The organism is Streptosporangium becharense (assembly GCF_014204985.1).
Lineage (GTDB): Bacteria > Actinomycetota > Actinomycetes > Streptosporangiales > Streptosporangiaceae > Streptosporangium > Streptosporangium becharense.
The window spans coordinates 5,087,741-5,101,711 of record NZ_JACHMP010000001.1 but is presented as its reverse complement, the minus strand read 5'-3'; the positions used below and the strand labels follow the sequence as shown (position 1 = coordinate 5,101,711).

Genomic DNA, 13,971 nt, shown 5'->3' with positions numbered 1-13,971 from the left:
ACGGTGCCCCGGGGCGGGGCGGGTCCTCCCCGCCCCGGCGCCGCCGGCCGACCCGCGTCCGTGGACGAGGTCAGGCGATCCGGCGGGTGAGCGTCACCCTCGTCCGGGCGAACGCGCCGGCCAGCAGCGCCGCCAGCGGCGGCAGGCCGATCACGATCACCGTGAGGAAGAGCCAGGGGATCTCGACCGTCGGCGCCTCCGTTCCCGGTGCCGCGCTCTCCGCCGTCAGCCAGGTGAAGTCCCGTGCCCGGGTCGTCATCGGCCAGGCCGCGGCGATTCCCGTCAGGAGGCCCGCCCCGGCGCCGATCGGCACGCCGAGGCCCGCGATGAACCCAGCCTGCCCGGCGACGACCAGCCGCCGCGTGCCCGGCGCGGCCCCGACCGCGGCCATGGTCGCGAGGTCGGGCCGGAGGTCGGCCGCGGCGAGACCGGTCGCGACGAACGTGCCGCCCAGCACCAGGATCGACGCCGCCACCAGGAGCAACCTCAGCTGGAAGACGACGTCCCCCTGGAATCCGAGCTCGACGTACACGTCCGCCCTGTCGTTCACCGCCCGGAGTTCCCGTTCCAGTTTCCGTCCCCTTTCGTAGTCGAGCCGGTGGACGGCGGGGTCGACGTACAGCGTGCGGGACTCGGTTTTCAGCCCGATGCGGTGGAGTGCGGAGGGGGGAAGCACCGCGACGGCGTATCCGGGGTCGGCCGCCCGAGCCACGACCGCGGGGACAGTTAGATCGTCTGGTACCTCCGGTTCCTCCGGTTCCTCCGGTTCCGGGACGGCGATCCCCACCATGGTCAGGCCCAGCCGGTCGCCGCGCACCAGACGCGGGTCGAACACCACGGCCTTGCCCGCGGCGAGAGCCGCCACCGCCGCGGGATCCCGCCGCCCCTGGACGAGAGTGAGCAGCTGCTCGTCCCCGACCGGCAGCCCACCGAGGTGGCGGAATCTTCCGGACGATTGGCTCCCGGCGGGATATCGGGCGCCCAGCTCGACGACGGTTCCCCGGGCGTCCCGGGGTTCGACGGCCTCGATCATCGGCACCCCGGGCAGCTCCCGCTCGACGGCGGCCCTGAGCGCCGCCCACCGGTCGTCGTCGAGGCCGACGCCGCGGATCGTCGTGGTCCCGGCCGGGAGCGCCGCCTGGAAGCTGTCCCGGTTGTGGGCGAAACCACTGCTCGCCGCCACCCCTGCGGCCGTGAAGGCCGCCGTGGCCGTCATGACCGCCGCGACCGCGAAGGCCGTGCGGCCGCGGTTGCGGGAGGCGTCACGGGCGGCCAGCCGGAACGGCAGGGGGAGCCGGCCGGCCGGGCCCGCGGCGGCCCCGACCAGCCACGGGGTCAGCGCGACGAGGCCCAGCTGGGAGAGGAGCGCCGCGGCGAAGACCCAGACCACGTTGAACCTGACGGCGAACACGGCCGCCGCGACCCCCGCGACGACCACGACCAGGCCGGTCAGCGGACCGGCCCGCCTGGCGCGCGCCTCGTCCCTGCGACCGCCGAGCACCGCCGCCGGATTCTGGCGGGCCGCCTGCACGGCGGGCGCCACGGCGGCCACGAGACCGCTGACCGCGCCGAGCAGCGCGACGGCCGCCACCGGCATCCAGGGGATGTCCAGGGGGCCGACCGCCCCCAGCAACCGCCCGGCCTCCAGCAGAGCGGCCAGGGACGCCAGACCGACCCCCGCGACCAGGCCGATCAGCGCCGCTCCGCCGCCGAGGGCGAGACCGTCCGCGAGCACGATCATGCGCAGGTGCCGTGGCGATCCGCCCTGGGCGGCGATCAGCGCGAGCTCGCGGCGGCGGCGGCGGAGCCCGACCGCGAAGGCCGGGCCGGCGAGCAGCACCGTCTCCAACACGATCATGAGCCCGGCGAGCCCGATGCCCACGATCCGGTCGACGTCGTACCGGACGACGGGATCGGGGTAGTCCTCCGGATGTTCCACGACGGCAGGAGCCTGGACGCGCAACCCGGCGCCGTTCAGCTTCCGGACGCCGTCCCGGGTCAGCGGCGCCGGGGTGTCGGCCAGCCAGCCGCTGCCGCTGCCGTTCCGCTTGTCGAACAGCAGGGTGCCGGGGAGTCCCACGGCCTCCGTGATCCCGACCCGGTGCGGGGGCTCGATCACGCCGACGACCCGCATCGGCGTCCTCCTGGGGGTCATCTCCACCGTCCCGCCGAGCCGGAACCCGTGCTCCAGCGCGCCGGCGGTCACCGCGACCTCCCCGGGCGTGGCCGGGAGGCGGCCCCGGAGCAGGCGGTACATCCCCTTGGTCAGCGGGTCGCGCAGGTCCAGCTCGTGGGCGGACACCCGGTCGTAGCCGTCCGCTCCCCTGAACTCGACGCTGCCGTCGTTCGCCGGGATGATCCGGGCCCCCGGTCCGAGGAGACCCATGATCTCCCCGGCGGTGCGCGGCCCTCTTAGCGGGCCCGGATCATTCCAGGAGAGGTTTCCTTCGACGTCCTGCGTCACCGCCCCCGGGCTCCAGGTCGTCCAGACCCGGAGGTCGGCGGCTCCGATCTGCGCGGTCAGCCCCTCCCGCGGGCTGATGTCCACGGTCTCCCGGAGGGTCAGGAGCACGGTGATCACGAGGACGGGCAGGGCGATCATCGTGACGATCAGAGCGGTGCGTCCCCGGGCCCGCAGGGCGGCCCGCCGGGAGATCCGCAGGGCGGCGAGGAACGCCGCCGGCGTGAGACGCGCGCGGCCCGGTTGGGCCCCGGCCCCGGCGCTCATCGGGCGCTCTCCAGGGAGACCGCGGTGGAGTCGGCGATCTCACCGTCGCGCAGGAAGACCACCCGGTCGGCCCAGGCGGCGTAGCGGGGCTCGTGGGTGACGAGGAGGACCGCCGCCCCGGCGTCGCAGCGGGCACGCAGGAGCTGGAGGATCTCGTCACCGGTGGGGGTGTCGAGCGCGCCGGTGGGCTCGTCGGCCAGGATCAGCCGCCGCTCCCGGGCCAGGGCACGGGCGATGGCGACCCGCTGGCGCTGGCCGCCGGAGATCTCGCCGGGGAAGCGGTCGGCGATCTCGCCGACGCCGGCCTCGGTGAGGACCTCCAGCGCCTCGCGGCGGGCCTGCCTCGCCCGGATCCCGTCCAGCTCGCGCGGGAGCATCACGTTCTCGGCGGCGGTGAGGGAGGGGATGAGGTTGAGGTCCTGGAAGACGTAGCCGACGCGGCGGCGGCGGAGCGCGGCGAGCCCCGCGGCCGGCAGGTCCGTCAGGGTGACGCCCTCGACGACCACCGAGCCCGAGGTGGGCCGATCGAGCCCGCCCGCGACGTTGAGCAGGGTGGACTTGCCAGCCCCGGAGGGCCCCATCACCGCGACCAACTGCCCGGGGTCGACGTCCAGGTTCACCTCCCGGAGCGCCGTCACGGCCTGCGGCCCGTCGCCGTGCACGCGGGTGACGCCCGCGAGCCGTAAGACCGGGTCGAAACTCATCGTTGTCTCTCCTGAGTCCGGGGCGAGGCCGTGAGCACGGCCTCGCAGTGATCGAGCCAGCGCTGCTCGGCCTCGGCCTGGAAGATCATCGAGTCGAGCACCAGCCGCTGCGCGGCCCCCTGGACGGCGGTGTGCTTGGCTCGGGTGAGGCGTTGCAGCGTGCTCATGGTGGCGGTGCGCTGGGCCCGGATGATCGGACGCACGTCCGCACCGGCGGCGACGGCCATGGCCAGCTTGATGACCAGCTCATCCCGGGGCCGGTCGGACTGGGCGACGGGGGTGTCGAACCACCGCTCCATCTCGGTCCGGCCGGCCTCGGTGATCGAGTAGACGACCCGGCCCTGGTCGTCCTGTTCACCGGGGCTCACCAGGCCGTCGCGCTCCATGCGGGAGAGGGTCGTGTAGACCTGGCCGATGTTGAGCGGCCAGGTCGCCCCTGTCGACGCCTCGAACTCCGCGCGCAACTGGTAGCCGTAGCGGGGCCCCTGGCTCAACAGAGCGAGCAGGCCTTGCCGAATCGCCATGAATACTGAGTATGCATACTCAGTATGGTCACGGCAAGAGATCCGCATATTCTGGACAGGTTCCGCCGCTGGGGCCGATACTCGGAAGATGAGCTCGACGCATCCCCCGTTCCGCGCCTCCGATGGGGACCGAGATCGCGCGATCAACGAGCTCCGCGACCGTGCCGTCGAGGGGCACCTGTCGCACGACACGTTCCTCGGTCGCGTCGACATGGCGTTGCGCGCACAGAGCCGCGGCGAGCTGGAGAACCTGGTGGTCGACCTGCCGCAGCGCGGCCGGCTGCGACGCCTGGTGACCGAGATGGTCGCCTCGGCCTCCGACTTCACCAAACGGGTCGAGTCGGCCTGGCGACGTCCCCGGCTGCCCAGGCTGGCACTGCCCGGCGACGGCCGGACCCGCTACGTGGTCGGCCGGGGCTCCGCCTGCGACCTGGTCCTCGCCGACCTGACCGTCTCACGGGTGCACGCCGAGCTCCGCCGCGACGAGGAGGGCTGGACCCTCATCGACCTCGGTTCATTGAACGGGACCCGGTTGAACGACTGGCGCCTGGTCGGGCCGGCCAGGGTCCGCCCCGGTGACGTGATCTCCTTCGGCGACTGCGGGTTCATGGTGATCGCCCCTCAGCTGCTCTGAGGCCCCGGCTCTCCCGCACTCCGGAGCCCCGGCTCTCCCTCGTTCCACCCCGGCTCTCCCGCGCTCCGGAGCCCCGGCTCCGCCGTGGCGGCCCCCGCCGCCCGTAACTGCTCGGCCGTCAGGGTGTAGCGCGTGGTGAGCAGGATGCCAACGCCGACCACGACCGCGGGCAGCAGCGTGGCGCCGTACAGAACCGCGGTGACCGCCGAGCTCGACTGGGCGACCGGTGTGGCGGGGTCGGACTCGACGAAGCCGGCCGCGCCGAGGAGCCAGCCGAACACGAGCGCACCCAGCGCGAAGACCACGGTCTCGGCGGCCGTCCACAGGCCGGTGAACACCCCGGCCCGGCGCTTCCCGGTGACCAGCGCGTCGTGGACGATCACGTCGGAGAGCATGGAGAACTGCAGCAACTGGAGCCCCGCGTAGCCGACGCCGACCACCAGCACGCACGCGTGCGCGTACACCGCCCCGAAGGAATCGGAGAAGACCATCCCGACGGTGCCCGCCATGAACAGCGCCGACGACAGGATCATCGCGCCGCGCTTGTCGTAGCGCTTGGACAGCCAGACCCAGGGCGGCATCGTGACCAGCAGCGGGCCGACGAGGCACACGAAGAGCGTGGTGGTGGCCCCGGGCTCGCCCAGCGTGTACGTGGCGTAGTAAGGCGCGCCGGCCAGCATGACCCCGGCCGCGAACATCTGGGCACAGCTCAGGCCGAGCAGCACCATGAACATCCGGTTCGAGCGGGCCGCGGCGAACTGGGCCCGGATCGACGGCTCCGCCTCCGCTCGGGCGATCATCGGGGCGTGGGCCGTGCCGAAGAAGGAAGCGAGCATCGACACCAGCAGCACGGCCCCGACGACGATCCCCATGGTCCGGTAGCCGGAGACCTCGTCGCCGGCGATCGCCGGCGCCCCGGCGCCGGAGAGCAGAATCCCGAGGCCGACGAAGGCCATTTTCCACTGCAGTAACGAGGAGCGCTCGTGGTAGTCGTCGGTCATCTCGGCCGGCATCGCCTTGTAGGGCACCTCGTAGAAGGCGTACGCCGTCGCGGTGAGGAAGTAGCAGACGGTGACGTACAGCGCGGCGGGCAGGCCGGTGAGCGGGGGCCCGGCGAAGGTGAGCGCGAAGGTCACCGGCAGGGTGAGCGCACCCAGGAGCATCCACGGCCGGCGGGCACCGAGGTGGGAGACCGTCCGGTCGGAACGCTGCCCCACCCAGGGGTTGACGACGACGTCCCAGAGCTTGGGCAGGAACACCACGACGCCGGCGATCCAGGCGGGGACCGCCAGCACGTTGGTCATGTAGAACAGCAGCAGCAGGCCGGGGACCGTGGAGAACGTCGCGGTGCAGACCGAGCCGACACCGTAGCCGAGGCGGACCCCGCGCGGCACGGTGACGACGGCGGGGGAAGGCGCCCGGGAGATCATGCCATATTCAACCGCACCAAGTGTCCGCTCGGTAGGCCCAGAGGACGGGAATGCCCGGACCGCCGTCCGCCCGGCCGCGACCGCCCCACTCACTCACCTCGGCGCTCCGGCCGAACCGCCGCACGGCCCGATCGCGTCCCTCCCCGGACCTGGACCTTCCCTCCAGGCCGCCGTCCGCCGGCCGCGACCTTCGTCACACCGGCGCTCCGCCCCGCGCCGCCGTCCGGGGCGGACTCCCGTCCCGGACCGCCGGGAATATCGGCGTTCCCGCCCGGACCGGAGCCCCGTGAGGCGATGATCGCGACGCCTCTCCTGTCACTCTGGTTTACCTGGGACCCAGATTAATGTCTGAAATTTGATGACAAAACGGTTACGTTCCCGACAGAATGCGGAGTCGTCCATCCAGCGTCCACCCCCAACTGGAGGAACCGACATGCGTAAACCGCTGGGGGCACTGCTGTGCCTCGGTGGCCTGACCGCGTTCGGCGCGCCGATCGCCATGACTCAGGTCTCGTTCAGCACGCCGGTCGACACGATCCAGTCCGTGGCGGCCCCGCAGGCCGTACCCCGGGACGTGCCCCTGGAGGTGGCGGCCCCGGGTGCGGCGCCTCAGAACGAAGCCGGCTCGCGGGCGGCGTGCCGCGTGTACGCCGTGAAACCCCGCGTCTCCGCCGGGCGGATCCAGGCGTCCGCCGCCCGGCTGGGCTGCGACGACACCGCCCTGGTCCGCATCCGCCTCCAGCGCGCCGTGCCCGGCGACGACCCGGTCGTCAAGAGCGCGTCCCTGCGCGGCGTCAACGGGCGGGTGACCGTGCGGGCACGGTGCGTCTCCGGCGTCTACTACGCCGTCGTCACCGACTACACCGGCAACACGGCCCGCTCCGCAGCGGTCCGGGTCTCCTGCTCCCCCGCCCCGGCACCCACCCCGGCGCCCGTGCCCACCACCACGACGACGGCCGCCCCCGCGCCGACGGCCACCGCGGCCCCCGCCCCCGGCTCCTCGACCGCGAACGAGGTGGTGCGCCTGACCAACGCCGAGCGGCAGAAGGCCGGGTGCGGCCCGCTCACCCACGACCCGAAGCTGCGCTCGGCGGCGCAGGGTCACTCGGCCGACATGGCGGCCGGCGACTACTTCGACCACACGTCCCGGGACGGCCGGACCATGACCGACCGGATCAAGGCATCCGGTTTCAGCCCGATGCGGGCCTGGGCGGAGAACATCGCGATGGGCCAGCGCACCCCCACCGAGGTGGTGCGGGGCTGGATGAACAGCCCCGGCCACCGGGCCAACATCCTGAACTGCGCCTACACCCACATCGGGGTGGGCGTGGCCGACAGCCCCCGGGGCATCTACTGGACCCAGGACTTCGCCAGGCACTGAGGCCCCGGCGGCCCGTCCCGTCTCCCCGTCGCCCGTGCGAAACCCCGGGCCGCGGGAAGACGGGGGCGGGCCCGCCCCGGTGGGGCGGGCCCGCTGCCGTCACTACTTGAGCCAGCTCATCATCGGGCGGAGCTTGGCGCCGGTCTTCTCGATCGGGTGCTGGGCGAGCTCCTCGCGGTAGGCGGTGAACTTCTTCTGCCCGCTGTCGAACTCCTCCACCAGCTCCCTGGCGAACTCACCGGACTGGATCTCGGCGAGGATGCGCCGCATCTCCTTCTTGGTCTCCTCCGTCACCACGCGCGGGCCACGGGAGTAGCCGCCGTACTCGGCGGTGTCGGAGACCGACCAGTACATCTTGTGGATGCCGCCCTCGTACATGAGGTCGACGATCAGCTTCATCTCGTGCAGGCACTCGAAGTAGGCGACCTCGGGCTGGTAGCCCGCCTCGATCAGGGTCTCGAAACCGGCCTTGATCAGCTCGGACACGCCGCCGCACAGCACGGCCTGCTCGCCGAACAGGTCGGTCTCGGTCTCCTCCTTGAAGGTGGTCTTCAGCGCGCCGGCGCGGGTGCCGCCGATGCCCTTGGCGTACGACAGGGCCAGGGCCAGGGCGTTGCCACTGGCGTCCTTCTCCACCGCGACGAGGCACGGCACGCCGCGACCGGCGGTGTACTGCCGGCGGACGAGGTGACCGGGACCCTTGGGGGCGACCATGGCCACGTCCACGCCCTCCGGGGCCTCGATGAGGCCGTACCGGATGTTGAGGCCGTGACCGAAGAAGAGGGCGTCGCCCTCGACCAGGTTCGGCGCCACGTGCTGGGCGTAGAGGTCACGCTGGACGTGGTCCGGCGCGAGGATCATGGTGAGGTCGGCTTCCTCGACGGCCTCGGAGGGGGTGAGCACGCGCAGGCCGTCCGCCTCGGCCTTCTCCCGGCTCTTGGAACCCTCGGGCAGGCCGACCCGGACGTCCACCCCGGAGTCACGCAGCGAGAGCGCGTGGGCGTGGCCCTGGCTGCCGTACCCCAGGACGGCCACGTGCCGGCCCTGGATGATCGACAGGTCGGCCTGGTCGTCGTAGAAGATCTCAGTCACTTGCTTTAACCTTTCGGGTTTCTCGTACGCCTTACGCGGTCCGGTCCAGGGCCCGGAGAGAACGGTCGGTGATGGAACGGGCGCCGCGGCCGATGGCCACCATGCCCGACTGGACGAGTTCCTTGATGCCGAACGGCTCCAGGACCTTGATGAACGCCTGCAGCTTGTCCGGCGTGCCGGTGACCTCGATGGTCACCGCGTCGGAGGCGACGTCGACACAACGCGCCCGGAACAGGTTGACCAGCTCCAGGACGCTGGAGCGGTTGTCCGCGTCGGCCCGCACCTTGATCAGCGTCAGCTCGCGCTGCACCGACTGCGCGGGGTCGAGCTCCACGATCTTCAGCACGTTGACCAGCTTGTTGAGCTGCTTGGTGACCTGCTCCAGGGGCAGGTCCTCGACGTTGACCACGATGGTCATCCGCGAGATGTCGGCGTGCTCGGTCGGCCCGACCGCCAGCGAGTCGATGTTGAACCCCCGGCGGCTGAAGAGCGACGCGACGCGCGCGAGCACGCCGGGCTTGTTCTCCACCAGCACGGAGAGGGTGTGCCTGCTCATCGCCTAATCCTCGCTGTTCCAGACCGGCGCCATGTCGCGCGCGAACTTGATGTCGTCGTTGCTGGTGCCCGCCGCGACCATCGGCCAGACCATCGCGTCCTGGTGCACCACGAAGTCGACGACGACCGGCACGTCGTTGATCTGCATCGCCTTCTCGATCGTCGCGTCCACGTCCTCCGGACGCTCGCACCGCAGGCCGACGCAGCCGTACGCGTCGGCGAGTTTGACGAAGTCCGGGATCCGGCGGACCGTCTGCAGGTTGGTGTTGGAGTAACGCCCGTCGTAGAAGAGCGTCTGCCACTGCCGGACCATGCCAAGGTTACCGTTGTTGATGACCGCGACCTTGATGGGCACGCCCTCGATGGTGCAGGTGGCGAGCTCCTGGTTGGTCATCTGGAAGCAGCCGTCGCCGTCGATGGCCCACACCGTGGCGTCGGGACGGCCCATCTTGGCGCCCATCGCGGCCGGCAGCGAGAAGCCCATCGTCCCGGCGCCGCCGGAGTTGATGAACGAGCCGGGGTTCTCGTAGCCGATGAACTGCGCGGCCCACATCTGGTGCTGGCCCACGCCCGCGGTGTAGATGGCGTCCGGCCCGACGATCGCGCTCAGCCGCTCGATGACGTACTGCGGGGCCAGCGAACCGTCCTCGAACGAGGTGTAGCCCAGCGGGTAGGTCTGCTTGTAACCGTTGAGCTCACTCAGCCACGCGGTGTAGTCGCCCCTGGTCTCGTCACCGCGCACGGCGGCGATCAGGTCGGTGAGGACCTCCCGGCAGTCGCCGACGATCGGGACGTCGGCGTGCCGGTTCTTGGAGATCTCCGCCGGGTCGATGTCGGCGTGGACGACCTTGGCGTGCGGCGCGAAGGTGGACAGGGCCCCGGTGACCCGGTCGTCGAAGCGGACGCCCAGCCCGATGATCAGATCGGAGCGCTGCAGCGCGCCGACCGCGGAGACCGAGCCGTGCATGCCGGGCATGCCCATGTGCAGCGGGTGGCTGTCGGGGAAGGTGCCGCGCGCCATCAGGGTGGTGACGACCGGGATGCCGGTCAGGTCGGCGAACTCCAGCAGCTGCGCCGACGCGCGCGCCTTGTGGACGCCGCCGCCGACGTAGAGCACCGGCCGCCGCGACTCGGCGATCAGCTTGGCCGCCTCGCGGATCTGCTTGGAGTGCGGGCGGGTCACCGGGCGGTACCCGGGAAGCTGCATGACCGGGGGCCAGGAGAAGGTCGTCGACATCTGGAGCGCGTCCTTGGCGATGTCGACCAGCACCGGCCCCGGCCGGCCGGTCGAGGCGATGTGGAACGCCTCGACGATCGTCCTGGGGATGTCGTGGGCGTCGGTGACCAGGAAGTTGTGCTTGGTGATCGGCATGGTGATGCCGGAGATGTCGGCTTCCTGAAAGGCGTCCGTGCCGATGAACTTGCTGTCCACCTGGCCGGTGATCGCGACGATCGGGACCGAGTCCATGTAGGCGTCGGCGATCGGGGTGACCAGGTTGGTCGCGCCCGGACCACTGGTGGCCATGCACACTCCGACCTTGCCGGTGGCCTGGGCATAGCCCTGGGCCGCGTGGCCGGCGCCCTGCTCGTGCCGTACAAGCACGTGCCGGACCTTGGTCGAGTCGTAGAGAGGATCGTAGGCGGGGAGGATGGCGCCGCCCGGGATCCCGAACACAGTGTCGACCCCGACGTGCTCCAGGGCCCGCACCAGGGCCTGAGCTCCTGTCATCTGCTCGGTCATCGGCTCGTTCCTTGTGGCTGGACATGCTTGATGGCATAAAAAATGCCCCATTCCACCGAAAAAGGTGGAGCTGGGGCGGCGCGCAGGTCGGAGTGCTTCGCTATCGGCCTGCGCGCCGGCGAAGTACTACGAGAATCCCACGGTGATGCTGCATGGCTCCACCATGGCCGACAGAGCATGCCCCCGTCAAATTGATGGGACACGTGTCTCAGGATCCGAGATGTGAAACGGGTCTCCCGCCGGGCCGGGCGGGAGGCCCCGGCCCGACCGGTGGGCGACCCCAGGCTGGTCAGGCCGGCGACCCCGGGCTGATCAGGCGGGCGACCCCAGGCTGGACAGGCTGGTGCGCATCAGCGAGGCGACGCCGGGGGCGGCCATCGGGCGGGCCACCAGGAAGCCCTGGCCGCGGGTGCAGCCCATCTCGCGCAGCAGCTCCAGTTGCTCGGGCCGCTCGATGCCCTCGGCGACCACGATCAGGCCCAGGTCGTGACCGAGCCGTACGATCGTGCGGGTCAGCAGGGTCAGCGTGTCGTCACGTCCGAGCCCGGACACGAACGACGGGTCGATCTTGATCATGTCGACCGGGAGCTGCCGCAGGAACGCCAGCGAGGCGTACCCCGTGCCGAAGTCGTCGATGGCCAGCCGCACACCGAGGGTGCGCAGCTCCGAGAGCCGGGCGACGGTCTCCTCGGCGTCCTCGACCAGCATCTCCTCGATGACCTCGAGGGTCAGCGCGCTGGGCGGCAGCCCGCTGTCGGCGAGCGCCGACTCCACGGTCTCCACGAAACGCGGCGCCATGATCTGCCGGGCCGACAGGTTGAGCGAGAGCCCGATCTCCCAGGAGGAGGCACGCCAGGCGGCCACCTCCCGGCACGCCTCGCGCAGGATCCACTCGCTCAGCGGCACGATGAGGCCGGTGTCCTCGGCCGGGCCGAGGAACTGCTCCGGCGGTACGAACACGCCGCCGCGCCACCAGCGCACCAGCGCCTCGACCGCGGTGACGCGCGAGGTCGCCAGGTCCACCACCGGCTGGTACTCGATCGCGAACTGGTTCTCCAGCAGCGCGCGTTGCAGGTCGGCGGCGAGCTCCAGGCGGCGTACCACGTCGGCGTGCATGTGCGCGGCGAAGACCTCGACCCGGCGCCCGCCGAGCTCCTTGGCCCTGGCCATCGCCACGTCGGCGTTGCGGATCAGGTCGGCCGAGGAGACGTCGTCGTCGGAGAAGGCCACCCCGACGCTCGCGGTCAGCGCGACGTCGCGGTCGGCCACCCGGAACGGCTCGGACGAGACCGTGCGGACCAGCCGTTCGGCCAGGTCGACCGCGGTCTGCGCGTCGACCGCCTCCAGCAGCACCGCGAACTCGTCCCCGCCCCAGCGCGCCAGGGTGTCGTCGGCGCGTACGGCGGCGCGGAGCCTGCGCGCGGCCTGGCCGAGCAGGTAGTCGCCGCTGGCGTGACCGACCGAGTCGTTGACCGCGGTGAAACCGTCCAGGTCCAGGAAGACCACGGCGGCCCCGCTCGCACCGGGCCGGGCCAGCACCTCACGGGTGCGCTCCTCGAAGTAGGCCCGGTTGGGCAGCCCGGTGATGCCGTCGTGGAAGGTCAGGTGGGCGACCTGGTTGCGCAACGCCTCCTGGCCGCTGACGTCGCGGGTGGTGACCAGCAGCAGGCCCTCGCCGCGCAGGTGGCGGGTGGCCACCGACTCGGCGGGCCGCCAGGTGCCGTCGGAGGCCCGGACCCGGCAGGCGACCATGCAGGCGCCCGCCGGATCCGCGGGGTCCTCGTCCGGGCTCATCGCCTCCAGCGCCATCTGGATGCCGGGGACGTCCTCGGGATGGATGTAGTCGAAGATCCTCCCGCCGACCAGGTCGGCCGGACGGTAGCCGTAGGTGATCTCGACACCGTCGCCGATCTCCAGGATCACGCCGTCGCAGTCGCACAGCAGGACCACGTCTCCGGTGCTCTCCGCCAGATCGTGCAGCTGCCGCTCGCCCAGGTGGACCAGCCGGCGCAGCCGGCCGGTCTCCACCAGGGTCACGAACAGGCGCACCACCAGGACGGCGACGATCGAGGCGCACACCACGGCCAGGGCCGGCACGGGCCCCGGCACGGTGCCGCCGATCACGTGCAGCAGCACGACGACGGTGGCCGCGACGACCAGGACCAGCGGGATCGCCGCGATCAGCGGGGACGTGCTCTCGCGGACCGCCGGCTCGTCGTCCGCCGGGTCGTACGCGCCGGTCGCGTGGACGCTCCACGGTGCGGCCGCGAGCACCAGGAAGGCCGCCGGGGCCAGCCACACCCAGGCGAGCGACGGCGTGTCGCCGCTCACCCTGGCCAGCGCGGTGACCGTCTCGGAGGTCGTGATGGCGGACAGCACCGCCAGCGCGGCCAGGCCCACCGGCCAGGCGGACCGGCGGATCGGGATCACCGCGGGCCCCACGACGCAGGTGAGGACGAGACAGAGCAGGGGCGGGGCGAAGGTGACGACGGCGTCACCCGCGGCACCGGCCCCGCGATGAACCTGGCCCAGCAGGAACACCCAGCTGATCACGAGGATCGAGGCGGCGCTCACGTACGAGTCGGTGAGGTCGCGCAGCAACGCCTGCCCCCGGGCCGGACGCACGGCGCTCAGGCCGGTGCCGACGGCGAGCATGGCCGTACCCGCCAGGAGAACCAGGTCGGCGAAGGTCACCACGAAGGGCGTGCCGTCCGCGATCGGCCGCACGCCGACCCCGGCCAGCCAGGTGAGCGAGCCCGCGGCCAGCCAGCGCCAGGCCAGTGCCCTGCGCCGCCCGGACTCCCCGCGGGCGGCGGCGAACAGGGAGACCGCTGCGGCGCCGGCGGCGAACACACCCGCCACCGCCTCGACGACCACGGCGGAGGCGCCGCCGACAAGAGCGGCAACAAGGCCCACGGCGCCGAAACCGGCCACGGCGGTCAGCGCTACCCGGGGGTCACGCCAGCGGATCAATGTCGTCTGCCCATCACTGTCGTTCCGTCTCGCTCTCGCGGCATCCCTCGACTCACCGCGCTCACGTTGCCGTCACGGGCGCGTCGTCCTTCTTCCGTCCTCCGCTCTCGCGCCGGCACATGGCCAGTGTGTGCCGTCGCACGTGTCCGGGGGGTGACAACGCCGCGGTCGTCACCGATCTGATAACCGGACGGGCGACGGTGACCGCG

Annotated in this window: 10 protein-coding genes; 2 read left to right on the top strand and 8 right to left on the bottom strand. The window is 71.9% G+C overall.

What is annotated here, in order from left to right; all coding sequences use genetic code 11:
- Positions 1-70 precede the first annotated feature (70 nt).
- The 3 genes from F4562_RS22405 to F4562_RS22395 are packed head-to-tail and all read right to left on the bottom strand — an operon-like array spanning position 71 to position 3,956.
- Positions 71-2,728, bottom strand: a complete 2,658-nt coding sequence (locus F4562_RS22405; RefSeq protein ID WP_184545730.1) for an FtsX-like permease family protein — start codon at positions 2,726-2,728, stop codon at positions 71-73.
- Positions 2,725-3,432, bottom strand: coding sequence for an ABC transporter ATP-binding protein (locus F4562_RS22400; RefSeq protein WP_184545732.1), 708 nt, complete (start codon positions 3,430-3,432; stop codon positions 2,725-2,727). The genes F4562_RS22405 and F4562_RS22400 overlap by 4 nt, the downstream gene beginning before the upstream one ends.
- Entirely contained in the window at positions 3,429-3,956 is a 528-nt protein-coding gene (locus tag F4562_RS22395) for a PadR family transcriptional regulator (RefSeq protein WP_184545734.1), read from the bottom strand. Before F4562_RS22395 ends, F4562_RS22400 begins: the two co-directional genes overlap by 4 nt.
- Before the next feature lie 88 nt (positions 3,957-4,044).
- On the opposite strand from F4562_RS22395, the gene F4562_RS22390 reads away from it, so the two are divergent.
- Positions 4,045-4,590, top strand: a complete 546-nt coding sequence (locus F4562_RS22390; protein WP_184545736.1) for an FHA domain-containing protein — start codon at positions 4,045-4,047, stop codon at positions 4,588-4,590.
- Here the strand turns inward: F4562_RS22390 and F4562_RS22385 are convergent.
- Positions 4,578-6,020 carry an MFS transporter gene (locus F4562_RS22385; RefSeq protein WP_184545738.1) on the bottom strand — a complete coding sequence of 481 codons (1,443 nt, stop codon included), beginning with the start codon at positions 6,018-6,020 and terminating at the stop codon, positions 4,578-4,580. The two genes, F4562_RS22390 and F4562_RS22385, sit on opposite strands and share 13 nt — an antisense overlap.
- Before the next feature lie 433 nt (positions 6,021-6,453).
- On the opposite strand from F4562_RS22385, the gene F4562_RS22380 reads away from it, so the two are divergent.
- Positions 6,454-7,401, top strand: a complete 948-nt coding sequence (locus F4562_RS22380) for a CAP domain-containing protein (RefSeq protein WP_184545740.1) — start codon at positions 6,454-6,456, stop codon at positions 7,399-7,401.
- Between the two features lie 102 nt (positions 7,402-7,503).
- Here F4562_RS22380 and ilvC read toward each other — a convergent pair whose 3' ends face one another.
- The 4 genes from ilvC to F4562_RS22360 all read right to left on the bottom strand — a co-directional run bounded on the left by ilvC (position 7,504) and on the right by F4562_RS22360 (position 13,759).
- A complete protein-coding gene (gene ilvC / locus F4562_RS22375) occupies positions 7,504-8,493 on the bottom strand; it encodes a ketol-acid reductoisomerase (protein ID WP_512700824.1) in 990 nt (329 codons plus the stop codon).
- A gap of 31 nt (positions 8,494-8,524) precedes the next feature.
- On the bottom strand, positions 8,525-9,049 hold the full coding sequence (ilvN, locus tag F4562_RS22370) for an acetolactate synthase small subunit (protein WP_184545749.1): 525 nt from the start codon (positions 9,047-9,049) through the stop codon (positions 8,525-8,527).
- 3 nt (positions 9,050-9,052) lie between these two features.
- Entirely contained in the window at positions 9,053-10,840 is a 1,788-nt protein-coding gene (locus F4562_RS22365; RefSeq protein ID WP_184545750.1) for an acetolactate synthase large subunit, read from the bottom strand.
- 261 nt (positions 10,841-11,101) lie between these two features.
- Positions 11,102-13,759, bottom strand: coding sequence for a putative bifunctional diguanylate cyclase/phosphodiesterase (locus tag F4562_RS22360; protein ID WP_376770956.1), 2,658 nt, complete (start codon positions 13,757-13,759; stop codon positions 11,102-11,104).
- Between the last annotated feature and the right edge of the window lie 212 nt (positions 13,760-13,971).

Coding starts and splice junctions, on each gene's coding strand:
- ilvN (WP_184545749.1), bottom strand. CDS start 9,049: ATGAGCAGGCACACCCTCTCCGTGCTGGTGGAGAACAAGCCCGGCGTG.
- F4562_RS22390 (WP_184545736.1), top strand. CDS start 4,045: ATGAGCTCGACGCATCCCCCGTTCCGCGCCTCCGATGGGGACCGAGAT.
- F4562_RS22380 (WP_184545740.1), top strand. CDS start 6,454: ATGCGTAAACCGCTGGGGGCACTGCTGTGCCTCGGTGGCCTGACCGCG.
- F4562_RS22385 (WP_184545738.1), bottom strand. CDS start 6,020: ATGATCTCCCGGGCGCCTTCCCCCGCCGTCGTCACCGTGCCGCGCGGG.
- F4562_RS22395 (WP_184545734.1), bottom strand. CDS start 3,956: ATGGCGATTCGGCAAGGCCTGCTCGCTCTGTTGAGCCAGGGGCCCCGC.
- F4562_RS22400 (WP_184545732.1), bottom strand. CDS start 3,432: ATGAGTTTCGACCCGGTCTTACGGCTCGCGGGCGTCACCCGCGTGCAC.
- F4562_RS22365 (WP_184545750.1), bottom strand. CDS start 10,840: ATGGGGCATTTTTTATGCCATCAAGCATGTCCAGCCACAAGGAACGAG.
- F4562_RS22405 (WP_184545730.1), bottom strand. CDS start 2,728: ATGAGCGCCGGGGCCGGGGCCCAACCGGGCCGCGCGCGTCTCACGCCG.